At 68.1% G+C, this 24,939-nt stretch carries 26 protein-coding genes and 1 pseudogene; 12 read left to right on the top strand and 15 right to left on the bottom strand.

The window, feature by feature from the left end; all coding sequences use genetic code 11:
- Window positions 1-36 precede the first annotated feature (36 nt).
- Entirely contained in the window at window positions 37-435 is a 399-nt protein-coding gene (locus CCR98_RS03710) for a hypothetical protein (RefSeq protein ID WP_087921586.1), read from the top strand.
- A 116-nt stretch (window positions 436-551) separates the two neighbouring features.
- Here CCR98_RS03710 and CCR98_RS03705 read toward each other — a convergent pair whose 3' ends face one another.
- Together CCR98_RS03705 and ubiH are read right to left on the bottom strand one after the other, a co-directional pair.
- Entirely contained in the window at window positions 552-1,733 is a 1,182-nt protein-coding gene (locus CCR98_RS03705; protein ID WP_087921585.1) for a UbiH/UbiF family hydroxylase, read from the bottom strand.
- Entirely contained in the window at window positions 1,730-2,938 is a 1,209-nt protein-coding gene (ubiH, locus tag CCR98_RS03700; RefSeq protein WP_087921584.1) for a 2-octaprenyl-6-methoxyphenyl hydroxylase, read from the bottom strand. Before ubiH ends, CCR98_RS03705 begins: the two co-directional genes overlap by 4 nt.
- A 109-nt stretch (window positions 2,939-3,047) precedes the next feature.
- On the opposite strand from ubiH, the gene CCR98_RS03695 reads away from it, so the two are divergent.
- The 10 genes and pseudogenes from CCR98_RS03695 (at window position 3,048) to CCR98_RS03650 (ending at window position 12,949) form a co-directional block, all read left to right on the top strand.
- Window positions 3,048-3,632, top strand: a complete 585-nt coding sequence (locus CCR98_RS03695; protein WP_087921583.1) for a hypothetical protein — start codon at window positions 3,048-3,050, stop codon at window positions 3,630-3,632.
- An 8-nt stretch (window positions 3,633-3,640) separates the two neighbouring features.
- The gene (locus CCR98_RS03690; RefSeq protein WP_087921582.1) at window positions 3,641-4,195 is read left to right on the top strand and encodes a cob(I)yrinic acid a,c-diamide adenosyltransferase; all 555 of its coding nucleotides are present in this window, start codon (window positions 3,641-3,643) and stop codon (window positions 4,193-4,195) included.
- A 9-nt stretch (window positions 4,196-4,204) separates the two neighbouring features.
- A complete protein-coding gene (locus tag CCR98_RS03685; RefSeq protein ID WP_087921581.1) occupies window positions 4,205-5,143 on the top strand; it encodes a histone deacetylase family protein in 939 nt (312 codons plus the stop codon).
- An 89-nt stretch (window positions 5,144-5,232) separates the two neighbouring features.
- Window positions 5,233-7,734, top strand: a complete 2,502-nt coding sequence (gene lptD, locus CCR98_RS03680) for an LPS-assembly protein LptD (protein WP_198361057.1) — start codon at window positions 5,233-5,235, stop codon at window positions 7,732-7,734.
- Window positions 7,731-9,062 (top strand): annotated as a pseudogene (locus tag CCR98_RS03675) (peptidylprolyl isomerase); the annotation flags it as partial. The gene lptD and the pseudogene CCR98_RS03675, both read left to right, overlap by 4 nt.
- 18 nt (window positions 9,063-9,080) lie before the next feature.
- Window positions 9,081-10,061 carry a 4-hydroxythreonine-4-phosphate dehydrogenase PdxA gene (gene pdxA / locus CCR98_RS03670; protein WP_087921578.1) on the top strand — a complete coding sequence of 327 codons (981 nt, stop codon included), beginning with the start codon at window positions 9,081-9,083 and terminating at the stop codon, window positions 10,059-10,061.
- Complete coding sequence (gene rsmA / locus CCR98_RS03665) at window positions 10,058-10,861, top strand: 16S rRNA (adenine(1518)-N(6)/adenine(1519)-N(6))-dimethyltransferase RsmA (RefSeq protein ID WP_087921577.1); 804 nt, start codon at window positions 10,058-10,060, stop codon at window positions 10,859-10,861. The genes pdxA and rsmA overlap by 4 nt, the downstream gene beginning before the upstream one ends.
- A 13-nt stretch (window positions 10,862-10,874) precedes the next feature.
- A complete protein-coding gene (gene apaG / locus CCR98_RS03660) occupies window positions 10,875-11,258 on the top strand; it encodes a Co2+/Mg2+ efflux protein ApaG (protein ID WP_008268668.1) in 384 nt (127 codons plus the stop codon).
- Between the two features lie 15 nt (window positions 11,259-11,273).
- Window positions 11,274-12,305 carry a symmetrical bis(5'-nucleosyl)-tetraphosphatase gene (locus CCR98_RS03655; protein WP_087921576.1) on the top strand — a complete coding sequence of 344 codons (1,032 nt, stop codon included), beginning with the start codon at window positions 11,274-11,276 and terminating at the stop codon, window positions 12,303-12,305.
- The gene (locus CCR98_RS03650) at window positions 12,302-12,949 is read left to right on the top strand and encodes a DUF1287 domain-containing protein (protein WP_087921575.1); all 648 of its coding nucleotides are present in this window, start codon (window positions 12,302-12,304) and stop codon (window positions 12,947-12,949) included. Before CCR98_RS03655 ends, CCR98_RS03650 begins: the two co-directional genes overlap by 4 nt.
- Before the next feature lie 89 nt (window positions 12,950-13,038).
- Here CCR98_RS03650 and CCR98_RS03645 read toward each other — a convergent pair whose 3' ends face one another.
- From CCR98_RS03645 to CCR98_RS03600, 10 genes are all read right to left on the bottom strand, one after another.
- Complete coding sequence (locus CCR98_RS03645; RefSeq protein WP_087921574.1) at window positions 13,039-13,530, bottom strand: dihydrofolate reductase; 492 nt, start codon at window positions 13,528-13,530, stop codon at window positions 13,039-13,041.
- A 13-nt stretch (window positions 13,531-13,543) separates the two neighbouring features.
- Window positions 13,544-14,107: a hypothetical protein gene (locus CCR98_RS03640; RefSeq protein ID WP_232463082.1), complete on the bottom strand. Its 564-nt coding sequence runs from the start codon at window positions 14,105-14,107 to the stop codon at window positions 13,544-13,546.
- The gene (locus tag CCR98_RS03635; protein ID WP_087921573.1) at window positions 14,104-14,898 is read right to left on the bottom strand and encodes a thymidylate synthase; all 795 of its coding nucleotides are present in this window, start codon (window positions 14,896-14,898) and stop codon (window positions 14,104-14,106) included. Before CCR98_RS03635 ends, CCR98_RS03640 begins: the two co-directional genes overlap by 4 nt.
- Window positions 14,895-15,782: a prolipoprotein diacylglyceryl transferase gene (gene lgt / locus CCR98_RS03630; RefSeq protein ID WP_087921572.1), complete on the bottom strand. Its 888-nt coding sequence runs from the start codon at window positions 15,780-15,782 to the stop codon at window positions 14,895-14,897. The genes CCR98_RS03635 and lgt overlap by 4 nt, the downstream gene beginning before the upstream one ends.
- 51 nt (window positions 15,783-15,833) lie before the next feature.
- Window positions 15,834-16,328, bottom strand: a complete 495-nt coding sequence (locus tag CCR98_RS03625; protein WP_087921571.1) for a TPM domain-containing protein — start codon at window positions 16,326-16,328, stop codon at window positions 15,834-15,836.
- Window positions 16,328-17,215, bottom strand: a complete 888-nt coding sequence (locus CCR98_RS03620) for a TPM domain-containing protein (RefSeq protein ID WP_087921570.1) — start codon at window positions 17,213-17,215, stop codon at window positions 16,328-16,330. The genes CCR98_RS03625 and CCR98_RS03620 overlap by 1 nt, the downstream gene beginning before the upstream one ends.
- A gap of 3 nt (window positions 17,216-17,218) precedes the next feature.
- A complete protein-coding gene (locus CCR98_RS03615; protein ID WP_087921569.1) occupies window positions 17,219-17,839 on the bottom strand; it encodes a LemA family protein in 621 nt (206 codons plus the stop codon).
- Between the two features lie 537 nt (window positions 17,840-18,376).
- Window positions 18,377-19,537, bottom strand: coding sequence for an MFS transporter (locus CCR98_RS03610; RefSeq protein ID WP_087921568.1), 1,161 nt, complete (start codon window positions 19,535-19,537; stop codon window positions 18,377-18,379).
- Between the two features lie 224 nt (window positions 19,538-19,761).
- Window positions 19,762-20,511: a TerC family protein gene (locus CCR98_RS03605; RefSeq protein ID WP_053512148.1), complete on the bottom strand. Its 750-nt coding sequence runs from the start codon at window positions 20,509-20,511 to the stop codon at window positions 19,762-19,764.
- Window positions 20,512-20,544: 33 nt separating this feature from the next.
- A complete protein-coding gene (locus CCR98_RS03600) occupies window positions 20,545-20,940 on the bottom strand; it encodes a diacylglycerol kinase (protein WP_087924134.1) in 396 nt (131 codons plus the stop codon).
- A gap of 214 nt (window positions 20,941-21,154) precedes the next feature.
- On the opposite strand from CCR98_RS03600, the gene CCR98_RS03595 reads away from it, so the two are divergent.
- Window positions 21,155-21,853 (top strand): SGNH/GDSL hydrolase family protein, encoded by a 699-nt coding sequence (locus CCR98_RS03595; protein WP_087921567.1) that lies wholly within the window; start codon window positions 21,155-21,157, stop codon window positions 21,851-21,853.
- A gap of 158 nt (window positions 21,854-22,011) precedes the next feature.
- Here the strand turns inward: CCR98_RS03595 and CCR98_RS03590 are convergent, their stop codons facing one another.
- The 3 genes from CCR98_RS03590 to CCR98_RS03580 all read right to left on the bottom strand — a co-directional run bounded on the left by CCR98_RS03590 (window position 22,012) and on the right by CCR98_RS03580 (window position 24,884).
- Window positions 22,012-23,283, bottom strand: a complete 1,272-nt coding sequence (locus tag CCR98_RS03590) for a HAMP domain-containing sensor histidine kinase (protein ID WP_087921566.1) — start codon at window positions 23,281-23,283, stop codon at window positions 22,012-22,014.
- Between the two features lie 155 nt (window positions 23,284-23,438).
- Window positions 23,439-24,152 (bottom strand): response regulator transcription factor, encoded by a 714-nt coding sequence (locus tag CCR98_RS03585; protein WP_002811889.1) that lies wholly within the window; start codon window positions 24,150-24,152, stop codon window positions 23,439-23,441.
- Between the two features lie 87 nt (window positions 24,153-24,239).
- Complete coding sequence (locus CCR98_RS03580; protein WP_087921565.1) at window positions 24,240-24,884, bottom strand: arylesterase; 645 nt, start codon at window positions 24,882-24,884, stop codon at window positions 24,240-24,242.
- Between the last annotated feature and the right edge of the window lie 55 nt (window positions 24,885-24,939).

The following is a 24,939-nucleotide window of genomic DNA, read 5'->3' as shown; positions in this document are numbered from 1 at the left end:
AGTACGCTCCCGGTATCCTCTGGCAAGGAGCCTGTCATGAACATTCCGCGTTCCGCCCTGCTGTTGGCCGCGCTGCTTGCAACGGCGCCGGCCATTGCACAGCAGTTGCCGCCCACGCCGGCGCAGAGCCAGCCGCTGGGCCCGACCGGCGGTGCCATCCGCCAGCAGCCGCTGGGCGCCGGCCGGGTCACCGGCAGCGTCGAGATTCCGCAGCCCGCCGGCGAAGCACACGTCACCGTTCGCTCGCTGGAGCCGAGCAGCGTGGTCGGCCAGTACCGCATCCGCTTCAGCGACCTCGACGTGAACGGCGATGGTTTCATCAGCCGCCAGGAAGCGCAGGCCAACCCGGCTCTGGCCGATGAGTTCAATGCGTTGGACGTGAAGCGTCGCGGCAAGCTGGATCGTGCCGACCTGGCCGGTTGGCTGGTTGATTGATCCGCCGTCGCGATCCTCATCCACGCATGGCGTGGATCTACTGACGCCGGGCACACGACCCGCGCTCGGTGGGTGCCAACCAAGGTTGGCACCTACCAGAGCGACCTGTATTCCGGTCAGACGCCGGCGGCGCGCTTCCAGAACGCCTGCACCAGCGGCGGCCATCTGCCGACGCAGCCCAGCGCGCGGCCGCGGGCCAGGGTCAGGTGCATTTCGTCGTTGGAGAACAGGCGGTTGATCGCATCGAAGCTGTAGGCCGCGATCTGGTTGTCGCTGCGTCGTTCGCGTGCCCAGCGTTGCAGGCGCTGCGGTGAAAGCCGCGGCTGGCTGCGGCGTTCGGCCGACGGCGCCAGCCACTGCTGCAGGGCGGCGACATCGCGCAGCCCCAGGTTCACGCCCTGCCCGGCCAGCGGGTGCACCACGTGCGCGGCATCACCCAGCGCCAGCACGCGGCCAGCCACGTAGTGACGGGCCAGTTGGCGACGCAGCGGGAAGGCCGCACGCGGTGATGCCAGCCGCAGTTCACCCAGGCGTGCAGCGAAGGCGCGGGTCAGTTCACGGTTGAAACCGTTCTCGTCCAGCGCGAGCACACGTGCCGCCTCGTCCTCGGGCAGGGTCCAGACGATCGAACTGCGGCGCTCGGCCACCGGCAGCAGCGCCAGTGGCCCGCTCGGCAGGAAGCGCTGCCAGGCCGTGGCCTGGTTCGGCAACTCGCTGTCCACATAGGCCACCACGCCACGCTGGTGGTAGTCATGGCGCTCGACCTCGATCCCGGCCAGCTGGCGCAGGGTTGATTCGGCGCCGTCGGCGGCCACGGCCAGCGCCGCTTCCAGGCGGCGCCCGTCATCCAGCCGCAGGCGCACCCCGTCTTCATCCTGTTCCAGCGCTTCCACCCGCGCCGGGCAATGCAGCTGCACGCCTGCCGCCGGCAGTGCCGACCACAGTCGATCCTGCAGCAGGCCGTTCTCGACGATGTAGCCGAGCTCGCGCCGACCGAAGCGATCGGCGTCGAACAGCAGATCCTCGCCACCCGCGGCATCCCACACCTGCATGCGCCGGTAGGGCCACGCGCGGGCCTGCGCGATGGCCGGCCACACGCCGAGGCGGTTCAACAGCTGCACATTGTCGGCGGCGAAGGCGAACACGCGCAGGTCCGGCTGCGCGGCCTGCCACGGTGCCGGTTCACGGCCCTCCACCAGCGCCACCGACAGACCGGCATCGGCCAACGCCAGCGCACAGGCGGCACCGACCACGCCACCGCCAACGACGGCCACATCAAGACGCGCACGCCGGCTCATGCCGCTTCTCCACGGCACAGCCGCGGCACTTCGCCACGGAAGCCCATCGCACCCCCGACCAGCATCGACTGCACCGAGGCGCGTTGTGCGGCCACCAGGCCGAGGCTGCGCAACGGCCGCATCAGCGGTGCCGGATTGCTGGTCAGGCGTGCCAGGCCACCGGAGAACGCCACCGTCTGCCGGCGGTCTTCCTCGCGGCGCGCGACATAGGCCTGCAGCAGCGCATCACCGCCGGCATCCTCATGCGCATCCTCCAGCAGTTCGGCCAGGGTCAGCGCATCGCGCAGGCCCAGGTTGAAGCCCTGTGCGCCCAACGGATGGATGGTCTGCGCGGCATTGCCGAGCAGCACCGTGCGTTCACCGGCCAGCGCGCGCGCCAGCACCTGGATGAGCGGGTACGCGCTGCGCGGGCCGGATTCGAGCAGGCGGCCGGCACGCCAGCCGATCGCATCCTGCAGCCGCTGCAGCCAGGCCGCGTCGTCCAGCGCCATCACTGCATCGGCCTGGTCGCGCGCCACGCCATGCACGGTACCGAAGTGGCGGTCGCCGCGCGGCAGCAAGGCGGTCGGACCAGTGTCGGTGAAGCGCTCCCAGGCCGTGCCGTCCGGCGCGCGCTGGCTGCGCACGCGGGCCACGAACAGGGTCTGCTGGAAATCATGGCGATCGACCTCGATGCCCAGCGCGCCACGCACGCCGCTGGTCGTGCCATCGGCCCCCACCACCAGACGTGCCAGCAGCACGCGTTCGCCGGTCTCGTCGGCCACCCGCACCTGGCGGTAACCATCGACCACCTCGCCCAGGCCGAGGAACCGCATCGGCCGGTAGCGGCGCAGCTGCGGCAGCTCCTGCAGGCGCGCTTCCAGCGCCTGGCCGAAGTCACGCGCCACCACCACCTGGCCGAACCACGGCCGGTCGTAGTCGGCCGCCTCCAGCTGCACGCGGCCGAAATCGCCGGCGCGGCTGACGTGGATGCGACGGATCGGGCCCGGCGCCATCGCCAGCTTCTGCATCACCCCCAGCGCGCTCAGCGCGTTGACGGTGGCCGCGGCGAAACTGAGGTTGCGCTGGTCGAACACCGCCGGCAGCTCGCCGGCCGGGCTGGCCTCGAGCAGGCCCACGTCACGTCCCAGGCGGTCCAGGGCAATGGCCAGGCTGGCACCGACCAGGCCGCCACCGACGATCAGCACGTCATGTCGTTCACTCATGGTGTTCATGATACGCGCTCGCCCCACCCGAACACCCAACGCCCCCCGACCTGCGCCAACCGGCGCGGCGGGCTAGAATGAAACCTGAATCCGCTCCGGGCCCGCTCCCATGTCCGCCACCGCCAACCGTGCTTTCGTCCTGTCCGTACTCGTGCTGTTGCTGGCGGCGACCCGGGTCAACCACTTTGCGGCGATCCCCGATGCTTCCTGGGCGGTGTTCTTCATCGGTGGCTTCTATCTGGCCGGCTGGACCCGCTGGGCGTTCCCGCTGCTGATGGTGTTCGCAGTGCTGGTGGACTGGATCGTGATCCGCAGCAGCGGCCTGGATTTCTGGCAGCACTACTGCGTGTCGCCGGGCTACTGGCTGCTGCTGCCGGCGTATTTCTCGCTGTGGGCCGGCGGCATGCTGCTGGGCCGCAACTACCAGGGGGCACGCTGGCCGGTGCTGGCCAAGGGCGCGTTGCTGCTGGTGGCCTCGGTGGCGGTCTGCCACCTGCTGGCGCAGGGCGGCTTCTACTGGACCAGCCGCAACGTGGCCGAACCGACGCTGGCCGGCTGGGCACAGAACTACGCACAGTGGTTCGGGCCGTACCTGCGTACCACCGCGATCTACGTGGCGCTCGGCGCCGCCCTGCAGCTGGCCGTGGAGCAGGTAGTGAAGCTCCAGCAGGCCCGCCGCGACATCCGCCACTGAGCCGCGCCATGGGTCATCGCCTCTCGCGCATCTACACCCGCACCGGCGACGACGGCAGTACCGGCCTTGGCGATGGCCAGCGCGTGGCCAAGGATGACGCCCGCGTAGCGTCCTACGGCACCGTCGACGAAGCCAATGCCGCGCTCGGCCTGCTGCTGGCCACGGCGCTGCCCGAGGATGTCCGCGCGCTGGTGGTGCATCTGCAGCACCAGATGTTCGACCTGGGCGCCGAACTGTGCATCCCCGGCCACGCCGCGATCCAAGCCGCCGATGTCTCGGCACTGGAACAGCAGCTGGACCACTACAACGCCAGCCTGCCGATGTTGAAGGAATTCATCCTGCCGGCCGGTGGCGAGGCCGCCGCACGCTGCCACCTGGCGCGCACCATCGTCCGCCGCGCCGAGCGCGAGACGGTCACCCTGGCCCGCCACGAGGCCGTGCGCAGCGAGGCGCTGCAGTACCTCAACCGGCTGTCGGACCTGTTGTTCGTGCTGGCCCGTGTGCTGGCCCGTGCCGATGGCCACGGCGAAGCGCTGTGGCAGCCACAGCAGCGCCAGCGCTGAGTCGGCACGATGCTGGTCTTCACCCATCCGTCCTGCCTGCTGCATGACCCCGGCCCCGGCCATCCGGAATGCCCGCAACGCCTGCAGCATGTGCTCGATGCCCTGCACGCCGCATTTCCCGGCCAGCTGGACTGGCGCGAGGCGCCGCCGGCCAAGTTCGGTGAACTGACCCGGGTTCACGACAGCGCCCTGCTCGACTTCGTGCTGCAGCCGCAGACCGTGCCGCTGCGCCAGCTGGACATGGACACCTGGACCTCGCCCGGCTCGGCCAGTGCCGCCGTGCATGCCGCCGGCGCCGGCGTGGCGGCGGTAGATGCGGTGATGCTGGGCGAAGACCCGCTGGCGTTCTGCGCGGTGCGGCCGCCGGGCCACCACGCCACCAGCAGCACCGCGATGGGCTTCTGCCTGCTCAACAACATCGCCATCGCCGCCGCCCACGCACGTGACCGTCATGGCCTGGAGCGCATCGCGGTGGTCGATTTCGACGTCCACCATGGCAACGGCACCCAGGACATCTTCCAGCACGACGCCCGGGTCTCGTACTACAGCACCCACCAGGCCGGGCTGTTCCCCAACTCGGGCCTGCGCCGCGACCGCGGTGCCGGCAACCTGATGAACATCCTGCTGCCACCCGGCAGTGGCGGCTTCCGCTTCCGCAATGTGTGGGCCGACGAGATGCTGCCGGCCATCGACGACTTCCGGCCGCAGCTGCTGCTGATCTCGGCCGGCTTCGATGCCCACCTGCGCGACCCGCAGGCCGACCTGATGCTGGAAACCGACGATTTCGCCTGGATCACCCGCGAACTGCATGCGCTGGCGCGCCGCCATGCGGCCGGCCGGGTGGTCTCGATGCTGGAAGGCGGCTATGACCTGCAGGCCCTTGCCGAGTGCAGCGTGGCCCATGTCCGGGCCCTGCTGCCGCCCCCTCCAGGCAGCGTCTCCGGATGAACCCGAACCGGCAGGATCCGCCGCCCTTCATTGCCCCTATGCAAGGGATGGGGCAAGCTACCGTCCGTTTTCGCCCGAATCCGAACCGCGTGCGCCGAGCCCTCCGCCTGCTTCCCCTGCCTCTGAGCATCGCCATCTGCCTGCCGGCAATGGCCGATGAAAAGCCGCTCAACTGGGGCCTGTGCCCGGCGACCGACGTGATTCCCGCGTTCACCGATGCCCCTGTCCCCGTCCCGGGGCAGGACAAGGCCGCCGCCAGCGCCGCGCGCGAGCAGCAGCCGACCGACATCGAAGGCGACCAGCTGCTGGGCACCACCACCGTGCCGCAGTACGAAGGCAACGTGGCCCTGCGCCGCGGCGACCAGTTCGTCGGCACCGACAAGCTCAGCTTCGATACCGAGAGCGGCAACTACATCGCCGACGGCAATGTCCGCTACCAGGACTCCTCGATCCGCATGGTCGCCAAGCGTGCCGAGGGCAACCAGGAAAGCGACACCCACAAGATCACCGACATCCAGTACCAGCTGGTGTCGCGCCGCGGCAACGGCGATGCCGAATCGGTCGACCTGCAGGGCGCGGTCGGCCAGATGCACCGCTCCACCTACACTACCTGCGACCCGTCGCAGCCGGTGTGGAAGCTGTCGGCGCCGCAGATCGAAGTGGACAACGACGAAGGCTTCGGCACCGCCCGCAATGCCGTGCTGCGCATCGGCAAGGTGCCGGTCCTGTGGGCGCCGTACTTCAAGTTCCCGATCGATGACCGCCGCAAGACCGGCCTGCTGTTCCCGCAGCTGGGCATGTCCGGCCGCAACGGTTTCGATTACGCGCAGCCGATCTACTTCAACCTGGCGCCGAACTACGACGACACGCTGACCCCGCGCTACATGAGCCGGCGCGGCCTGATGCTCGACAACGAGTTCCGCTACCTCTACAACGGTGGCCGCGGCGAGCTGCTGACTGCGTTCATGCCCAACGACAAGCTGCGCGACCGTGACCGCGGCCGGGTGATGTTCAGTGGTTACCACAACGTGGACAGCCACTGGCAGGCCCGCGCCAACCTGGCCTGGGTCAGCGACGAGCGCTATGTCGAGGACTTCGCCAACCGCCTGGTGGGGGTCACCGCGTCGAACCTGCAGAGCACCATCGGCCTGTACGGCACCGGCAAGAACTGGACGGCCGGCATCATGGCCGACCGCTGGCAGCTGACCGACTACACCCTCAACGAGAGTGCGCTGGCCTACAACCGCCAGCCACGCCTGTACCTCAACTGGGACAAGCCGGTCCTGCCGTGGCTGGAAACCGGCATCTACGCCGAAGCCGTGCGTTTCACCCACGACGACATCAACTTCAAGTACGGCGCTGATGCGGGACCCGACCTGCAGTACACCCGCAATGGCCGCCGTCAGACCGACGGCATCGGTGTCAGCGGCGGCTCGCGCCTGGACGTGAAGCCCTATGTGTCGTTCCCGATCAGCGGCGCGGCCTGGTATGTCACCCCGACGCTGGCCTACCGCTATACCGGTTACCAGCTGGACCGCGGCCTGGTTGATGGGGTAGACGGCATCCGCGGCCAGATCCTGCGCTCGCAGGGCATCGACCCGACCACCGCGACGCCGGAGCAGCTGCGCGGCAACACCTCGCCCAGCCGCAGCCTGCCGATCGGCAGCATCGACGCCGGCCTGTTCTTCGATCGCGAGACCAGGATCGGCGGCAAGTCCTTCCTGCAGACCCTGGAGCCGCGCCTGTTCTACCTGCGCACGCCCTACCGCAACCAGGATGAACTGCCGATCTTCGACACCCGTGACTTCACCTTCAGCTGGGGCCAGCTGTTCCGCGACTCGCGCTATACCGGCGCCGATCGCCAGAACGACGCCAACCAGCTGACCATGGCGCTGAGTACCCGCTTCATCGACCAGACCACCGGCAAGGAACGCTTCTCGGCCTCCATCGGCCAGATCCAGTACTTCGACGAGTCGCGGGTGACCGTCACCCCGGGCGGCGCGCCGGTGGAAAAGGGCAAGTCGGCCTGGATCGCCGACGGCAACTACATGATCAACGACCGCTGGACCCTGGGCGCCACCTACCAGTGGGACCCGAAGTACAAGCGCGAGGATCTGGCCAGCGTCCGCGCCCGTTATCTGATGCCCAACGATGGCGTGATCAACCTCAGCTACCGCTACCGCATCAACTCGGGCGCCCCGGCCACCGCCAACAAGCATGACCGGACCCTGCTGGAGCAGGCCGACCTGTCGTTCCTGTACCCGCTGAATGCGCGCTGGAGCCTGGTCGGCCGCTACTACTACTCGCTGCAGGACAAGGAACCGCTGGAAATCATCGCCGGCGTCCAGTGGGACAGCTGCTGCCTGGCCGTGCGTGTGGTCGGGCGCCGCTACGTCCGCAACCGCGAAGGCGAGATGAACAACGCCATCCAGCTGGAGTTCGTGCTCAAGGGCCTGAGCTCCCTGGGGCAGGACACGGACCGCACCCTGCGCCGTGCTATCCTCGGCTACAACCGCGACGACCTCTATCTCGTGCCGCCGAGCAACACCGGGGCGACCCGGGATGACTACGATCCGAACCTGATCCCATGACCAAGCGCTTCCCCGTTCTTCTCGCCTCGCTGCTGGCGGTGTCCAGCGTGTCCGCCCCCCTGCAGGTGCTTGCCCAGGAGGCGCAGCCGCTTGACCGCATCGCCGCCGTCGTCGATGAGGACGTGATCCTGCAGAGCGAGCTCCAGCGTGCGATCGCCAACATCAAGGCGCAGTACGCCGGCCGTGAAAACCAGCTGCCGCCGGAAGACGTGCTCAGCCGCCAGGTGCTCGAACGCCTGGTGCTGGTCAAGCTGCAGGTCGCCCGCGCCCAGGGCAGCGGCATCCGTGTCAGCGACCAGGAGCTGAACCAGGCGATGAACGCCATCGCCCAGCAGAATGGTTCGAACCTGGACGCCCTGCGCCAGCGCCTGGCCCATGACGGCATCGACTTCAACGATTTCCGCGCTTCGGTGCGTGATGAGATCACCGTGCAGCGCCTGCGCCAGAGCTTCGCGCAGAGCCGCATCAGCGTCAGCGAGGGTGAAGTCGACGCCGCGCTGAAGCAGCAGGCCACGGTGGGCAACCAGTACCACCTGGCGCACATCCTGATCGCCCTGCCCGACGGTGCCAACGCCGACCAGATCGCCACCGGCCAGAAGAAGGCCGATGGCGTGAAGGCCCTGCTGGACAAGGGCGAGCTGGACTTCAACGCGGCGGCCGTGCGCTATTCGGACAGCCCGAATGCACTGGAAGGCGGCGACCTGGGCTGGCGCAGCCTGGATGAAATCCCGCAGGCCTTTGCCCAGTTGATGGAAAAGATGAAGCCGGGCGAAGTGGTCGGCCCGATCCGTGGCCCGAGCGGCTTCCAGCTGCTGAAGCTGGTGGAAGTGCGTGACAGCAGCTCCGCCGCCGCCGGCGAGCACACGGTCACCGAGTTCCACGGCCGCCACATCCTGGTGCGCGTGGACGACCACCAGACCGACGCCGCCGCCAAGGCCAAGATCGACACCCTGCGTGCCCGCATCGCCGGTGGTGCCGAGTTCCAGACCGTTGCCAAGGAGTCCTCCGAGGACAACAACAGCAAGGGCCAGGGCGGTGATCTGGGCTGGTTCCCGGCCGACGCGTTTGGCCCGGCCTTCGGCCAGCAGGTGCAAGGTCTCCAGGACGGTGGCGTCAGCCAGCCGTTCCGCACCGACGCCGGTTGGCACATCGTGCAGCGCGTGGCGACCCGCCAGACCGACGTGACCACCGACAACCAGCGTGCCCAGGTCCGCGAGACCATCGGCCGCCGCAAGCTGGAAGACGAGTACAACCGCTTCCTGCAGGAACTGCGTGGCGAAGCCTACGTCAGCTTCCGCAGTGGCGACCGCGCGGAAAACACCGCCACCCCGCCGCAGTCCTGACCGATGCGTCCCGAGCTCGCTCTGGTACCGGGCGAGCCCGCCGGGATCGGCCCGGAACTGTGTGTCCGCCTCGTCCAGCAGCCGCGTGAAGATTGCCGGCTGCTGGCCTTCGCCGACCCGGACACCCTGCACGCGGCCGCGGCCGCGCTGAACCTGCCCCTGCAACTGCTGCCCGAGGACGCCGAAGCCCGCGTCCCTGGCGATCTGCGCCTGCGGGCCGTCCGCAACGCTGCGCCCAGCCACTTCGGCCAGGCCGATCCGGCCAATGCCGGCGCGGTCATCGGTGCCCTGCTCGGTGCCGGCCAGGCCTGCCTGTCCGGCGAACTGCACGGCGTGGTGACCGGCCCGGTGCACAAGGCGGTCATCAACGACGGCGGCATCGCCTACAGCGGCACCACTGAACTGCTTGCCGACCAGGCCGGAGTGAAGGTGGTGATGATGCTGGCCAACCACGTCGTGCGTGTGGCCCTGGCCACCACCCACCTGCCGCTGCGCGAGGTGGCCGATGCGATCACCGCACCCGGCCTGGAGCTCACGCTGCGCACCGTGCATGCCGCACTGCGCCGTGAGTTCGGCCTGGCTGCGCCGCGCATCGCCGTGCTCGGCCTGAACCCGCACGCCGGCGAAGACGGCCACCTGGGCCGCGAAGAACTGGATCTGGTCATCCCGCTGCTGCAGCGCCTGCGCGCGGAGGGCATGGACCTGGTCGGGCCGCTGCCGGCCGACACTGCATTCCTACCGGCCAAGCTGGCCGGCTTCGACACCGTGCTGGCGATGTACCACGACCAGGGCCTGCCGGTACTGAAGTATTCCGGCTTCGAACAGGCGGTGAACCTGACCTTGGGCCTGCCCTACCCGCGCGTGGCGGTGGACCATGGCACCGCGCTGGACCTGGCTGGCCGCGGCATCGCCGATCCCTCCAGCCTGCAGGCGGCAACGACGCTGTGTGCGCAGCTTGCGCGGCAACGTACACTGGGCGCATGAATTCCCCGCATTCCCCCTCCGGCCCGGTGTTCACCGCACCGGCCAAGAAGCAGCTTGGCCAGCATTTCCTGGCTGACCGCCACTACATCGACAAGATCGTGATGGCGGTCAATCCGAAAGACGGCGACCGTCTGGTCGAGATCGGCCCCGGCCAGGGCGCGATCACGCTGCCGCTGCTGCGCGTGCACCCGAAGCTGACGGTGATCGAGTTCGACCGTGACCTGATCGCGCCGCTGACCGCCGCCGCCGAGCCGCTGGGCGAGCTGACCATCGTCCACCGCGACGTGCTGCGCGTGGACTTCACCGAACTGGCCGCCGGCCAGCCGATCCGCCTGGTCGGCAACCTGCCCTACAACATCTCCTCGCCGATCCTGTTCCATGCGCTGGAGCATGCCGCGGTGATCCGCGACATGCACTTCATGCTGCAGAAGGAAGTGGTCGACCGCATGGCGGCCGGCCCCGGCAGCAAGGTGTATGGCCGCCTCAGCGTGATGTTGCAGGCCTACTGCCAGGTGACCTCGCTGTTCGTGGTGCCGCCGGGCGCGTTCCGGCCGCCGCCGAAGGTCGATTCGGCCGTGGTGCGGCTGGTGCCGCGTGACCCGGCCTCGATCAACATCGACGACCACAAGCGCTTCGCCGAAGTGGTCAAGGCCGCCTTCGGGCAGCGCCGCAAGACCCTGCGCAATGCCCTGAACAACGTGGTGTCCGCCGAGCAGTTCATCGCCGCCGGCGTGCGTCCCGATGCCCGCGCCGAACAGCTGGACGTGGCCGAATTCATCGCTTTGGCCAATGCCTCCTGATTACACTGCCGGTATGGAAGACGCTGACGTTTATGCCATCTCCGTCGAAGTCGCACCGCGCTTCCTCGACGATCAATCCGCCCCGGAAGACGGTCGCTTTGCGTTCGCCTACACGATCCGCATCCACAACCAGGGGCGGGTCGCGGCACGCCTGGTCGCACGCCACTGGCGCATCACCGATGCCAATGGCCGTGTCGAGCATGTCGATGGCGACGGGGTGATCGGCGAGCAGCCGCGGCTGCGCCCCGGTGAAGACTTCCGTTACACGTCCGGTGTCATGCTGGGGACCGATCACGGGACCATGCAGGGGCACTACGACATGGTCGCCGACGATGGCACCGAATTTGCCGCGCCGGTCGCACCATTCGTGCTGGCCGTCCCGCGTACCCTGCACTGACACGGAGGCCGAACGATGAGTGTGTGGGCGATCGGCGACCTGCAGGGCTGCTATGACGTCACCCAGCGATTGCTGGAGAAGATCCGCTTCGACCCGGCACAGGACACCCTGTGGTTCTGTGGCGATCTGGTCAATCGCGGCGGCCAGTCGCTGGAAACGCTGCGGCTGGTGCACTCGCTGCGCGAGCACAGCGTGGTGGTGCTGGGCAACCATGATCTTTCGCTGCTGGCCGTCGGTGCACGTACCGAAGAGGAACAGCGCAAGGTCAACCCGGACCTGCTGCGCATCGTGCAGGCCGAGGACCGCGACGAACTGCTGGACTGGCTGCGCCTGCAGAAGCTGGTGCACGTGGACCGCGAGCTGGGCTGGATGATGGTGCACGCCGGCCTGGCGCCGAAGTGGACCACGCAGATGGCCGAGAAGCATGCCGCCGAGGTCGAAGTGCAGCTGCACGGCGCCGGCTACCGCAAGCTGTTCCGCAACATGTACGGCGACAAGCCGAGCTGGGCGCCGAACCTGTCCGGCTACGACCGCTCGCGCGCGATCATCAACGTGCTCACCCGCATGCGCTACTGCACCCCGCGGGGGCGCATCGGCATCGAGGACAAGGGCACGCCGGGCACGCAGGAACAGGGGCTGTATCCCTGGTTCGAAGTGCCGGGCCGGGTCGAGCGCGACCTCAAGGTCGTCTGCGGCCATTGGTCGGCACTGGGCCTGACCATCACCCAGGGCGTGCACGCCATCGACACCGGTGCGGTGTGGGGCGGCAAGCTGACCGCGATCCAGCTCGATACCGACGAGCTGCGCGTGGTGCAGGTGCCGGGCCGCGATGTACCGGCACCGGTACCCAACGCCCGCCCGCCGACGCGACCGGCGCACGAGCGCCCCGCCGCTGCGGCGCAGGGCAAGGAACAGGGCGCCGGCAACGCCGCCGCTGCCACCCCGGGCAACCGTGGCCCGCGCCGTCGTCGCCGTCGTGGTGGCGGTGGTGGCGGCACAGGTGGCACGGGTGGCGGCAACAACAACAGCACCCCGCCGCAGGCATGACGCGGCGCGCCTGGGCACCATGGACGGTGCTGCTGCTGACGCTGGCCCTGGCCAGCGGTTGCCAGCCCGGCTCGCCGCCTGCTCCCACGGCTGGGGACAGTGCTGCACCTGCGCCGACGCAGCCGCAGGCCCCTTCGCCGCCACTGGTAGCCGCAGCGCGCGCGCAGATCGGCGTCACCACCCGTTACGATCCCGCCTACCAGGTCTTGGCCTACCCCGGCGGCGACGTCCCGCTCGATCGCGGCGTGTGCACCGACGTGGTGGTGCGCGCCCTGCGCGATCTGGGCGTGGACCTGCAGGCACGCGTGCATGAGGACATGCGCGGGAATTTCGGTGCCTATCCGGCGATCTGGGGCCTGTCACGGCCGGACCGCAACATCGATCATCGTCGTGTACCGAACCTGATGCGCTGGTTCGAGCGGCAGGGCTGGCAACACCCCATCACCGCCTCCGCTGCCGACTACGCGGCGGGCGACATCGTTGCCTGGAAGCTCAACGGCAACGGCCTGCTGCACGTGGGCATCGTCTCCGACCAGCAGCTGGCCGATGGCACGCCGCTGGTGCTGCACAACATCGCGCGCGGCACCCGCGAAGAGAACCTGCTGTTCCAGCACGCGATCATCGGGCATTACCGGATGCCGTAGGCAATCCTGTAGAGCCGGGCCATGCTCGGCTATCGGATGTGTCCGCGGAAAGCAGCCGAGCATGGCTCGGCTCTACAGGTGCGTTGCGATCAGCGGCGCACGTAGTGCACGAAGCGGAACGCGTACGCGTGGCGTTCATCGGCCGGGTGCGGCTCGCTGCTCACTTCCTGCCAGTCCTGCGCATCCACTTCGGGGAAATGCGTGTCGGCGGGCATTTCGGCGTCGACCCAGGTCAGGTACAGGTCACTGGCCTGGTCCAGCAGCTGGCGGAAGATCTCGCCGCCACCGATGATGCACAGTTCGCCGGCGCCCTCGCCTTCGGCAATCGCCTTCGCCTCGTCCAGCGACGCCACCGCGCGCATGCCCTCGAACGGCACCTGGCCGCTGCGGGTCAGCACCAGGTTGGTCCGCCCCGGCAGCACGCGGCCGATCGACTCGGCCGTCTTGCGCCCCATCAGGATCGGCTTGCCCAGGGTGAGCGCCTTGAAGTGCTTGAAATCATCCGGCAGGTGCCAGGGCATGGCATTGCCCTGGCCGATGCCACGGTTGCGATCCAGCGCCACGATCATCGACAGCTTCATCAGTGCGCTCTCCTCAGCTGGCGTCGATCTGCAGGCGTTCGCAGGCCGCGTTCGCGGCACTGGCGGCCCGCAATGCTGCAGCCAGCGCCGGGCTGGTCGTGGACTGCTCATCCAGGCCGCTGATGATCTTCTCCTTCTGCGCCTCTTCGATATCCTTCAGGCCCGGTCCTGACAGGATGTCTGCGGACAACGCAGCGATGTCGGTGCTGGCACGACGTGCCAGGAACGCCCGCAACTGGTCGCTGGAATAGACGTTGGCAAGCTGCTGCTCGAGCGTGCGCTGATAGGCCGGATCCTCGATACCGGCCTTCAGGTGCTCGGTCATCGCCGTGTACATGCCGGTTACCGCCTCTCGCATCTGCGCCCGGCAGCCTGCCGGCACATCCTGGGGCATCATCGTGCTGCCGTTGAATGCCCCGGCGAACGCCTGCACTTCCTCGCGCATGTGCTTGTGCACGATCTGCTCATTGACCTGCCGGGCCAACGACAGCGCATCGGCCGGTGTGGCCTGCACGACGGCCAGCGGCAGCAGGCCGCACAACACCAGCAGGCCCCAGGAAATCACGCGGGTACTCATACCGCCACCGGCGCCTTGATCGCCGGGTGCGGGTCGTAGCCGTCGATGCGGATATCGTCGAACTGGAACCCGAACAGGTCGGTCACCTCCGGGTTCAACCACAGCTTCGGCAGCGCGCGCGGCTCACGCGACAGCTGCTCGCGGGCCTGCTCGAAGTGGTTCGAGTACAGGTGCGCGTCACCCAGCGTATGCACGAAATCGCCCACGCCCAGGCCGGTGGCCTGCGCCACCATGTGGGTCAGCAGCGCGTAGCTGGCGATGTTGAACGGCACGCCGAGGAAGATGTCGCCGCTGCGCTGGTACAGCTGGCAGCTGAGCTTGCCGTCCACCACGTAGAACTGGAACAGGTTGTGGCACGGCATCAGCGCCATCTGCGGAAGCTCGCCCACGTTCCAGGCGCTGACCACCAGCCGGCGCGAATCAGGATTGCGCTTGATCTCGTCCACCAGCCACTGCATCTGGTCGATTTCCCGGCCGTCGGCGGTGGCCCAGCTGCGCCACTGCTTGCCGTAGACCGGGCCGAGGTCGCCGTTCTCGTCGGCCCACTCGTCCCAGATCCGCACCTGGTTGTCCTTCAGGTAGCCGATGTTGGTGTCGCCCTTCAGGAACCACAGCAGCTCGTGGATGATCGAGCGCAGGTGCAGCTTCTTGGTGGTGACCAGCGGGAAGCCTTCGTTGAGGTCGAAGCGCATCTGCCAGCCGAACACGCTGCGGGTGCCGGTACCGGTGCGATCGCTCTTCTCCGCACCGTGTTCCAGCACGTGCGAGAGCAGGTCCAGGTAGGCCTTCATGCCTTGCCCTCGGCAGCCACCGGCAGCTGCGGCTGCAGCACCGGCGCGCGGCGTGACATCACCAGCAGCACCAGGCCGAAGGCGATCAGCGGCAGGCTGAGGATCTGGCCACGGGTCAGCCAGTCGAAGGCCACGTAGACGCCGTTGTCGGGCATGCGCACGAACTCGACGGCGAAGCGGAACAGGCCGTACATCAGCGCAAACAGGCCGCCGACCAGATAGCGATGACGCGGCTTGGCCGACACCGTCCACAGCACCACGAACATCACCAGGCCTTCCAGGAACGCTTCATACAGCTGCGACGGATGGCGCGCGAACTGGTTCAGTGCGCCAGTGGCGAACTGCGCCTGCAGCGTCGCGTGGTCAAGCTGGTTCAACGGGGCCGGCAGGCCGGACGGGAACACCACACCCCACGTACCGTCGGTGTACTTGCCCCACAGCTCGGCACCGATGAAGTTGCCGATGCGGCCGAAGCCCAGGCCCAGCGGCACCAGCGGCGCCATGAAATCCATGGTGTCGAAGAAGTGCAGCCTGTGCTTGCGCGACCACCACCAGCAGGCACCGAGCACGCCCAGCAGGCCGCCGTGGAAGCTCATGCCGCCATCCCACACCTTGAACAGCAGCAGCGGGTTGTGCAGGAATTCGCCCAGCGCGTAGAACAGCATGTAGCCGATGCGCCCACCCAGCACCACGCCGAGCATGGCGTAGAACAGCAGGTCGGAGAAGCCGTTGGCATCGACCCCCGGCAGGCGCCCGTCGGCGATGCGCTTGCGGCCCAGCAGCCAGGCCGCAGTGAAGCCGAGCAGGTACATGATGCCGTACCAGTGCACCTTGATCGGCCCCAGCGAGAGGGCGATGGGGTCGATGTCGTGGAAATAGATCATGGAAGGTGCCTTGCGGTTGAACGCCTATTCTCGGGCCAGTGCCGCCCCGGCTCAACCAAGGAGCTGGGGCGTGTTGGGCAGGCCGTCATCGTTCGACCGTGTCGAGGCCGGAAAGTGCCCTTCGATCAGGCTGGAGACCTCGTCGATGGCATCCTGCAGCGCTTCCACCGGATTGGAACCACGCAGGCCCTCGCGCAGGTGGGTGCAGACCCGCTGCCACTGCGCCGGGCTGACCCGGCCATGCAGGCCACGGTCGGCGACGATCTCGATGGCGTGGTCGGCCAGCAGGAGGTAGATCAGTACACCGTTGTTGTGGGTGGTATCCCAGGTGCGCAGGCGCGCAAAGGCATGCTCGGCGGCCTGGCGCGGGGTCACCCTGTGCCACAGTGCACCCAGCGGCAGGTCCGCTTCCACTGCGAACATCACCTGCCCGCCATGGCGCTGCTCACCGGCCGCGATGGCCTCGGTGATCGCCTGCAGCGTGGCGGGTGGAAACGCGCGCCGCACCGATGGCGAAAACACGTGGCGACACAGACGTTGGATCATCACCAGCCTCCCGAAGCACCGCCGCCGCCGGAACGGCCACCACCGCCGCCCCAGCCACCACCTCCGCCGAATCCACCGCCGCCGCCGAAACCGCCGCCCCCTCCCCAGCTGCCGCCGCCCCAGCCGCCGCCACCGGCAAAACGACCCGGGTGACCAGAGAGCATGGCCACGATCAGGCCGACGATGCCGGCCAGGCCACTGGCCAGCAGCGTGGAGGTGAACAGGAACGCCGCCACCGCTGCACCGGCACCACCCAGCAGGCCACGCAGCGGTCGCGGCACGCGCGAGAACACGCCGCGCAGGATGCTGCCGGCGAACACACCGATGAACAGCGCCAGGAACCAGGTATCACCGCCACCACTGGGCTCACGCCCGCGATGGCCGCTGACCGGCGCCGGCAGCGTTTCGCCGTCGATCAGCCTGACCAGCACCGCCGTGGCGTCGGTGATGCCACCGGCGTAGTCGCCGCCGCGGAAGCGCGGCACCAGGTATTCCTGGATGACCCGGTTGGCGATGGCATCGGGAATCGCCCCTTCCAGGCCGTAACCCGGCTCGATGCGCACGCGCCGGTCAGCCTTGGCCACCACCAGCAGCACGCCGTCATCCACGCCCTTGCGGCCGATCTGCCACTGGTCGAAGACCCGCGTGGTGTACTGCGCGATGTCCTCCGGCTGGGTGGTGGGCACCACCAGCACCTGCAGCTGGCTGCCCTTGCGCTGCTGCAGGTCAGTCGCCTGCTGCACCAGCGCCTGCTTCTGCGTGGCGTCCAGCGTGCCGGTGGTATCGACCACCGGCGAATCCAACGCCGGAATCGGCGCCAGCTGCTGCGCCTGCGACGCCAGCGGCAGCCACAGCAGCAGGGCCAGCAGCGCAGTGGCCAGGCGCATCGGTCAGTGGCCCGGCTGCGGTGCCGGCTGCTGCTGCGGCGCGTTGCCGAAATCGACCGCCGGCGCGTTGGAGATCTGCGCTTCGTTGTCCACGGTGAAGTTCGGCTTGGTCTTGTAGCCGAAGATCTTGGCGGTGATCACCTGCGGGAACGAGCGGATGTAGGTGTTGTAGTCCTGCACCTGCTGGATGTAGCGGCCGCGGGCAACGGTGACCCGGTTCTCGGTGCCTTCCAGCTGCGCCTGCAGGTCGCGGAAGTTCTGGTCGGACTTCAGCTGCGGATAGTTCTCGGTGACCACCAGCAGCCGCGACAGCGCACTGCCGAGTTCGCCCTGGGCCTGCTGGAACTGCTTGAGGGAGGCTTCGTCGTCAGCGTTGACGTTGATCTGGCCGACACGCGAACGGGCGTTGGTCACTTCGGTCAGCACGCGCTCTTCCTGGCTGGCGAAGCCCTTCACGGTCTGCACCAAGTTGGGCACCAGGTCGGCGCGGCGCTTGTACTGGTTGATGACCTCCGACCAGCTGGCCTTGACCGCTTCATCCTTCTGCTGGATGGCGTTGTAGCCGCAGCCGGACAGCAGGGAGGCCAGCAGCATCAGGGGCAGGACACGGGTGAACAGGCGCATGGCGGAGGTTCCGGGTGGGCTTGGCGCCGAGCATGCCATGGTTCGGGTGAAAGACCGGCCATCGGGCGCCGCCCCCTCCGCGGTGGCCATGCCCACGGATCGCCTGAGTAGTCCGGGCGGGTGGGCATGGCGGGGGACGCCGTGAATCCGTCCCTGGAGGCTTAGCCGCGCCATCCATGGCGCGGATACCCCCGCCACGCCCACCCGCCCGGCCTCATACGGTTTCCTGCGCACCGCGGGAAGATCAAAAGAAAAATCAAAAGCAAAAATCGATTCTTCAGGCATTCGTGTCGACCAAGGTCGACACCTACCAGAGCAGAACGCCGTTGCGACAGATCGCGGAAAACTGTCGAAGGCGGGGTGGGTCCGGTGGCGGGGGTGTCCGCGGCATGGATGCCGCGGCCAAGCCCCCATGGACGGGTTTACGGCGTCCCCCGCCACCGGACCCACCCCGCCATCCCACGGAATGCACGCTGTTGCTGTTGCAGTGGCCTCGGCGGGTGCAGGGCTGCAAGCCCTGCCGGAATCCAACACTCCTCAGCAGGCCTCGGCCACCGCAGCGCGCGTCCGCCCCAGCCACGCCAGCAGCAGGCCCGATGCCGCCAGCAGGCCACCGGCCACCGGAATCGCGGCGTAGCCCAGGCCCGAACTGATCACCGCGCCACCCAGCGCCGCACCCACGGCATTGCCCAAGTTGAACGCACCGACGTTGATCGACGACGCCAGGCCCGGCGCCTCGCTGGCCGCCTGCATCACCCGGATCTGCAGCGGCGGCACGAGGGCGAAGGTCGCCGCACCGAACAGCAGCACACCAAGGGCAGCGGTGGCGTGGCTCATGAAGGCCAGCGGCAGCACGAACATCAGCACCGCCAGGACGGCCAGCAGGATCCGTGTGGCGCCATCCAGCGACCAGTCGGCCATGCGCCCACCGATGCCGTTGCCGACGGTGAAGCCGATACCGATCAGCGCCAGCGACATCGCGATGAAGCCGTTGGAGGCACCGGTCAGTTCGGTCAGCACCGGCGCCACGTAGGTGTAGAGGGTGAACATGGCACCGGCGCCGAGCACCGTGGTGGCCATCGCCAGCAGCACCGGCGGCTGCAGGATCGCCTTCAGTTCGCGGCGCACGTCCGGGCGCGGCCCCGGTGCGGAGGCCGGCAGCGCGAAGCCCAGCGCGGTGATCGCGACCAGGCCCAGCGCCGCCGTACCGGCGAAGGACAGGCGCCAACCCAGCTGCTGGCCCACCCAGGTGGCCAGCGGCACGCCACCGATGTTGGCGATGGTCAGGCCCATGAACATGGTGGCCACGGCCGCGGCCTGCTTTTCCTTTGGCACCAGGCTGGCGGCGACCACCGCGCCGATGCCGAAGAAGGCACCGTGGTTGAGGCTGGTGACCAGCCTCGACAACAACAGCAGCCCATAGTTCGGGGCCAGCGCCGACAGCAGATTGCCAACCACGAAGATCGACATCAGCAGCATCAGCGCGGTGCGCTTGCCGAAACGGCCCATCAGCAGGGTCATCACCGGCGCGCCCAGCATCACGCCCACGGCGTAGGCGGTGATCAGCATGCCGGCGGTGGGAATGCCGACCCCCACGCCGTCGGCGATGACCGGCAGCAGGCCCATCGGGGCAAACTCGGTGGTACCGATGGCGAAGGCGCCGACGGCAAGCGCCAGCAAGGCGGCTCTGGAATTCATGGGGGTTTCCTGGGGGGCGGGAATCGGGAGTGCGTAGCCTGCGCGCTTTGCCACACCGGATTAAGCCTCGCCCCGGGAAAACACTGTTGATCCTGATTCACAAGTGGAGGCCGGAACTCCACTGCAAGTGCAAAAAGCGCAGCGCCGTTGCAGAGCCGGGCCCCACAACGCAGAACCCCCGGCCAGGCCAGGGGTTCTGAGGGACACACACGCCAGCGGCGCGCTCACCAGTTGCCGGCACCCGGCACGTTGTGTTCGCGGGCGCGGCGGCGCATCAGCAGGTTCAGCCACTCCACCAGCACCGAGAAGCCCATCGCGGCATAGATGTAGGGCTTGGGCACGTGCACGTCCAGGCCATCCAGGATCAGCACCGCACCGATCAGCAGGATGAAGGCCAGCGCCAGCATCTTCACGGTCGGGTTGGCGTCGATGAAGCGGCCCAGCGGGTTGGCGGCCAGCAGCATCACCATCACCGACAGCAGGATGGCGGCAACCATGACCGGGATGTGGTCGGCGATGCCAACGGCGGTGATCACCGAGTCCAGCGAGAACACGATGTCGATCACCGCGATCTGCGCGATCACGTAGCCGAACACGGCCGACGCCTTGGTCGTGCTGGGATCTTCATCCTCGCCGCCGCTGATCAGTTCCTTGATTTCCATGAAGCCCTTGATGATCAGGAACAGACCGCCGACGATCAGCACCAGGTCGCGGATGGAGATGCCCATGCCGGCCACGGTGAACAGGTTGGCCGCCATGTGCGCCAGGTAGGCCAGCGACACCAGCAACGCGATACGCGTGATGCACGCCACCGCGATGCCGAGCTTGCGCGCGAACGGGCGACGCTCTTCCGGCAGCTTGCTGACGGCGATGGAAATGAACACCAGGTTGTCGATGCCGAGCACGATTTCCAGCGCGCTGAGGGTGAACAGGGTCACCCAGGCATTGGGGTCGGCGAGGAACTCAAAGGACATGGAAACTCTTCAAGGCAGTGAGGGAATGGGGTTTCAGCCGTAAATGCCGGCCAGCGCGTGCGGAACCACGACCAGCGCCCAGCACAGCAGCACGTTCATCATCAGCACGAACACCGCCGCCGAGCCCATGTCCTTGGCGCGGCCGGCCAGTTCGTGGATCTCGCTGCCATAGCGTTCGATCACCGCTTCGATGGCCGAGTTGGCCAGCTCCATCGCCAGCACCAGCAGCATCGAGCCGATCAGCAGCGCGCGTTCGACCGGGGTCTGGCCCAGCCAGATCGCGACCGGAGTCAGCATCACCAGCAGGTACACCTCCAGCCGGAACGAGGACTCGTGCAGCCAGGCGGCGCGCAGGCCCTGCCAGGACCAGCGGGCGGCCTGGAAGATGCGGCGCGGGCCGCGGGGCATGTGGCCGAACTGATCAGCCACGGATGGAACATCCAGCAACAGGGGCGCGGCGCAGCGACCGCTCAGACGCACGGCAGGGAATCATGGGTGCACAGGAATAGGCAGATGGCCGCCATTTTGCCACAAGGCCGCCAACCGCACCCCACGCCGGCCCGCTGAACGGCCTGCCAGGGGCAAGCACCGGGCTGGGCCGTGCTCCTATGATGGAGACCCCCCTTGCCTGCTGGAGCGCCTGATGTCCCGTCGCCGTACCTGCCTGATGCTGGGCCTGCTGACTGTCGCACCGCTTGCCCTGGCCCTGAGCCCGGCCAAGCCGCCGCAGGTGCCCGAACAGGTCTCCAACGTCGCCTGGGCCGGCGACATGGCCCGCTTCGCCAGCGCCGACCAGTCCAACCCGCCGCCGCGCGGTGGCATCGAGTTCATCGGCAGCTCCTCGATCCGCTTCTGGGAGAGCCTGGCCACCGACTTCCCCGGCCAGCCGGTGTTCAACCGCGGCTTCGGCGGTTCGGAAGTGCGCGACAGCACCTGGTATGCCGACCGCATCGTGGTGCCCTATGCGCCGTGCAAGGTGTTCTTCTACGCCGGCGACAACGATCTCAACAGCGGCCGCAGCGCCATGCAGGTGCGCGACGATGTAGTTGCCTTCGTGCAGCGCGTGCATCGCGACCTGCCGAAGACCAAGGTCGAGTACCTGTCGATCAAACCAAGCCCGTCACGCGCGCACCTGCTGCCGGCGATCAACGAAGCCAATACGCTGATCAAGGCCGCGCTGGCCAAGCTGCCCCATACCGGCTTCACCGACATCTACACGCCGATGCTCGGTGCCGATGGACAGCCCGACGCGACGCTGTTCCGCGAGGACATGCTGCACATGACCCCGGCCGGGTATGCGATCTGGACCAGGGCGCTGGCGCCGAAGGTCAACTGCAACTGAGCCATTGCCGACGCCGGGCATGGCCCGGCGCTACCGTCGCCCATCCACGCATGGCGTGGATCTACCGGGATCTGGCGTGGGGTCAGAGCCCGTTACGTGGCAACGGGATCCGCCCCCGCCAAGCACCGGGGTAGCGCCGGGCCATGCCCGGCGTGGCGTCAGCGGAAAATCACCGTGGCTTCCGTGCCCTTGCCCGGCTCGCTGCCCAGGCTGACCTTCCAGCCGAAACGGTCGCACAGGCGGCGCACGATCGACAGGCCCAGGCCGGTGCCCTGCGGGCGGCTCGGCTCGGCGCGGTAGAACGGCTCGAACGCGCGCGACAGCGCTTCGGCGGACATGCCGATGCCGGTGTCGCGTACCACCACCCGGTCGTTGAGCACGTGCACGTCGATGCGCCCTTCGTCGGTGTAGCTGCAGGCGTTGCGCACCAGGTTGCTGACCACCACCTGCAGCACCCGCGGCGGTGCGTGCAGCTGCACCGGGCCTTCGCTGTGCAGGTGCACCGACACCGGGCGCGTACCCAGCAGCTCGTTGGCGTTGTCCACTTCATAGCGGACGATGTCGTTGACGTCGAACAGCTCGACCTGCGGCTCGACATCGGCCTCGCGGGCCAGGATCAGGAAGGCATCGATCACCGCCTCCATGTCACGGCCTGCACGCTGGATGCGCTGCAGGCTGCGGCGCAGGCGCGGCTCCAGGCTGTCATCGCCCAGCGCCATGTCGCTGGCAACGCGGATGACGGTCAGCGGTGTGCGCAGTTCATGGCTGGCGTCACGGGTGAAATTGCGCTCGCGGGCCACATGCGCGCTGACCCGGTTGGCCAGCGAATGCAGCGCCGCCGCCAGCTGCCGGGTCTCGCCCTGCATGTCCGCAGGCAGCTTGTTCGGCTCCAGGTCGGCCGCCTCCGGGTGGCCCGGGTCCCAGCGCGAGACGCGCCGCGCCAGCCAGTTCACCGGCGACACCAGCCGCTTGGAGGCACGGTAGGTGACCCAGCTGGCGCCATACACCGCCAACAGGGTCAGCAGCACCGGCACGATGCCGAACCAGAAGGCCAGCATTTCCGCGCGCGAACGCAGGAACACCAGGTACAGGCGGCCGGCCGGGCGCACATCGACCAGCACCAGCTGGTCATCCTTGGGCAGTTCGTGGAAACCGGGCTCCAGGTTGCGCAGGTTGGCCGGCAACGACAGTGCCGACTGCCCGCTTTCCAGCAGGTAGCCGCGGATGTTCTGCGTGTTGGGTGGCGGCTGCACGGGCGAGGCCTCGTGCAGCGTCCAGTAGTACGCCGCTTCCTCGCGCAGGGCAGCGCCGACCAGGCTGTGCTTGATCACCAGCGAGACCAGCCAGGCACCGAGCAGGATGCCCAGGCTGGCCAGAACTGCCTGCAGGATGAAGGCGATACGGATCTTGCGCGGCAGGCCGTGCGGCATTGCGGGGTCCCGGTCAGAGCGCTGCGATTATAGGCAGCGCACCGCGCCGTAGTCGTGCACGGGTGATGACCGGCGGCAACGCCGGCCGGTCATCCCCGGCTCCGTGCATGGTCATTGCCCGGCCGGGCCTGCAACTGCACCGGCGTGGGCCCTGATCAGGCCATCGGCTGGGCGATATCGGCAATGCGGTAGCCGGCGCTCTGCACGGTGTGCAACAGCGGACGGTCGAACGGCTTGTCGATGATCTTGCGCAGGTTGTACAGATGGCTGCGCAGGGTGTCCGAATCCGGCAGGCCATTGCCCCAGATCTCGCGTTCGATCTCCTGGCGGGTGACCACGCGCGGCGATTCGCGCATCAGGATGGTCAGCAGGCGCAGGCCGATCGGCGACAGCTGCAGCTCGGTGCCGGCACGGGTGGCGCGCATGCTGACCGGGTCGAGCACCAGGTCGGCCACCTTCAGCACCTCCGAACCGACCTGGCGGCGTTCGCGACGGATCAACGCGCGCAGCCGGGCTTCCAGCTCCTGGATCGCGAACGGCTTGGTCAGGTAGTCATCGGCGCCGAACCCCAGGCCGGTGAGCTTGTCGTCCAGCGTGTCGCGTGCCGTGAGCATCAGCACCGGTGTGGACTTGCGCGCATCGTTGCGCAGGCGACGGCATACTTCGATGCCATCCAGGCGCGGCAACATCAGGTCGAGCACCACGACGTCATAGCTGTTCTCCGCCGCGAGGCGGTAGCCATCCAGGCCGTCCTGTGCATAGTCGACTTCGAAGCCGCGACCTTCCAGGTATTCCCCGATCATCTCGGAGATGTTGCGGTTGTCTTCGACCACCAGCACCAAGCCGGAGGTCTCCTTCGTCTGACGCATGTGATTCCCTCTAACTTCAGCTTTGTGAAACATGCCGGATCGACGGTGGACGCGATGTGAAGTTCCGTCAAGAGGGTTGTAAATCGTTCAGAGCAGGGGCCGCAGCAGCGGCCAGACGTTGTCCAGCACCCTGGGCTGCGCCTGTGCCGTGGGGTGCAGGCCATCGGCCTGCATCATGCCCGGCTGCAGGGCCACGCCTTCCAGCAGGAACGGCAGCAGCGGCACCTTGTACTGCGCGGCCAGCGCCTTGTAGGCCGCTGCCAGGCGCTGGCGGTAGGCCGGCCCATAGTTGGGCGGTACGTCGATGCCCAGCAGCAGCACCTTGGCACCGGCCTTCTGACTGGCCTGCACCATCTTTTCCAGGTTGCCCTGCACCTGCGCCGGGGTCAGCCCGCGCAGCGCGTCATTGCCGCCCAGCGCGATCACCACGACGGTCGGCTTCTCCTTCGCCAGCAGGCCCGGCAGGCGGGTCAGCGCGCCGGCGGTGGTTTCCCCGCTCATGCTGGCATTGACGATGCGCGCCGGTGTTTTCGACTGCTGCCTGACCCGCTGCTGCAGCAGGCTGACCCAGCCGGCGTCGGCAGGGATATTGTGGGCGGCACTGAGGCTGTCGCCGAGCACCAGCACGGTGCCGGCCGGACCTTTGGCACAGGCCAGCCCGGGCAGCAGCAGGAACCCTAGCAGCAGCACCATCATCGCGCCGGCTCGCCGGCTCCATCCCGTCTTGTGCATTGGAGTCTCCTCATCGACAGCCTGTCCCCCCGCAGCGCGTCCGTTGCCATCGCCG

Origin of the sequence: Stenotrophomonas sp. WZN-1 (assembly GCF_002192255.1) — a bacterium.
Taxonomy (GTDB): Bacteria; Pseudomonadota; Gammaproteobacteria; order Xanthomonadales; family Xanthomonadaceae; genus Stenotrophomonas.
The sequence above is the reverse complement of the archived record's forward strand: the minus strand, read 5'-3'. Positions and strand labels throughout refer to the sequence as shown.

What these genes read in the sequence shown, in the direction of transcription:
- CCR98_RS03710 (WP_087921586.1), top strand. Translation starts at nt 37, where the DNA reads ATGAACATTCCGCGTTCCGCCCTGCTGTTGGCCGCGCTGCTTGCAACG.
- CCR98_RS03705 (WP_087921585.1), bottom strand. Translation starts at nt 1,733, where the DNA reads ATGAGCCGGCGTGCGCGTCTTGATGTGGCCGTCGTTGGCGGTGGCGTG.
- ubiH (WP_087921584.1), bottom strand. Translation starts at nt 2,938, where the DNA reads ATGAGTGAACGACATGACGTGCTGATCGTCGGTGGCGGCCTGGTCGGT.
- CCR98_RS03695 (WP_087921583.1), top strand. Translation starts at nt 3,048, where the DNA reads ATGTCCGCCACCGCCAACCGTGCTTTCGTCCTGTCCGTACTCGTGCTG.
- CCR98_RS03690 (WP_087921582.1), top strand. Translation starts at nt 3,641, where the DNA reads ATGGGTCATCGCCTCTCGCGCATCTACACCCGCACCGGCGACGACGGC.
- CCR98_RS03685 (WP_087921581.1), top strand. Translation starts at nt 4,205, where the DNA reads ATGCTGGTCTTCACCCATCCGTCCTGCCTGCTGCATGACCCCGGCCCC.
- pdxA (WP_087921578.1), top strand. Translation starts at nt 9,081, where the DNA reads ATGCGTCCCGAGCTCGCTCTGGTACCGGGCGAGCCCGCCGGGATCGGC.
- rsmA (WP_087921577.1), top strand. Translation starts at nt 10,058, where the DNA reads ATGAATTCCCCGCATTCCCCCTCCGGCCCGGTGTTCACCGCACCGGCC.
- apaG (WP_008268668.1), top strand. Translation starts at nt 10,875, where the DNA reads ATGGAAGACGCTGACGTTTATGCCATCTCCGTCGAAGTCGCACCGCGC.
- CCR98_RS03655 (WP_087921576.1), top strand. Translation starts at nt 11,274, where the DNA reads ATGAGTGTGTGGGCGATCGGCGACCTGCAGGGCTGCTATGACGTCACC.
- CCR98_RS03650 (WP_087921575.1), top strand. Translation starts at nt 12,302, where the DNA reads ATGACGCGGCGCGCCTGGGCACCATGGACGGTGCTGCTGCTGACGCTG.
- CCR98_RS03645 (WP_087921574.1), bottom strand. Translation starts at nt 13,530, where the DNA reads ATGAAGCTGTCGATGATCGTGGCGCTGGATCGCAACCGTGGCATCGGC.
- CCR98_RS03640 (WP_232463082.1), bottom strand. Translation starts at nt 14,107, where the DNA reads ATGAGTACCCGCGTGATTTCCTGGGGCCTGCTGGTGTTGTGCGGCCTG.
- CCR98_RS03635 (WP_087921573.1), bottom strand. Translation starts at nt 14,898, where the DNA reads ATGAAGGCCTACCTGGACCTGCTCTCGCACGTGCTGGAACACGGTGCG.
- lgt (WP_087921572.1), bottom strand. Translation starts at nt 15,782, where the DNA reads ATGATCTATTTCCACGACATCGACCCCATCGCCCTCTCGCTGGGGCCG.
- CCR98_RS03625 (WP_087921571.1), bottom strand. Translation starts at nt 16,328, where the DNA reads ATGATCCAACGTCTGTGTCGCCACGTGTTTTCGCCATCGGTGCGGCGC.
- CCR98_RS03620 (WP_087921570.1), bottom strand. Translation starts at nt 17,215, where the DNA reads ATGCGCCTGGCCACTGCGCTGCTGGCCCTGCTGCTGTGGCTGCCGCTG.
- CCR98_RS03615 (WP_087921569.1), bottom strand. Translation starts at nt 17,839, where the DNA reads ATGCGCCTGTTCACCCGTGTCCTGCCCCTGATGCTGCTGGCCTCCCTG.
- CCR98_RS03610 (WP_087921568.1), bottom strand. Translation starts at nt 19,537, where the DNA reads ATGAATTCCAGAGCCGCCTTGCTGGCGCTTGCCGTCGGCGCCTTCGCC.
- CCR98_RS03605 (WP_053512148.1), bottom strand. Translation starts at nt 20,511, where the DNA reads ATGTCCTTTGAGTTCCTCGCCGACCCCAATGCCTGGGTGACCCTGTTC.
- CCR98_RS03595 (WP_087921567.1), top strand. Translation starts at nt 21,155, where the DNA reads ATGTCCCGTCGCCGTACCTGCCTGATGCTGGGCCTGCTGACTGTCGCA.
- CCR98_RS03590 (WP_087921566.1), bottom strand. Translation starts at nt 23,283, where the DNA reads ATGCCGCACGGCCTGCCGCGCAAGATCCGTATCGCCTTCATCCTGCAG.
- CCR98_RS03585 (WP_002811889.1), bottom strand. Translation starts at nt 24,152, where the DNA reads ATGCGTCAGACGAAGGAGACCTCCGGCTTGGTGCTGGTGGTCGAAGAC.
- CCR98_RS03580 (WP_087921565.1), bottom strand. Translation starts at nt 24,884, where the DNA reads ATGCACAAGACGGGATGGAGCCGGCGAGCCGGCGCGATGATGGTGCTG.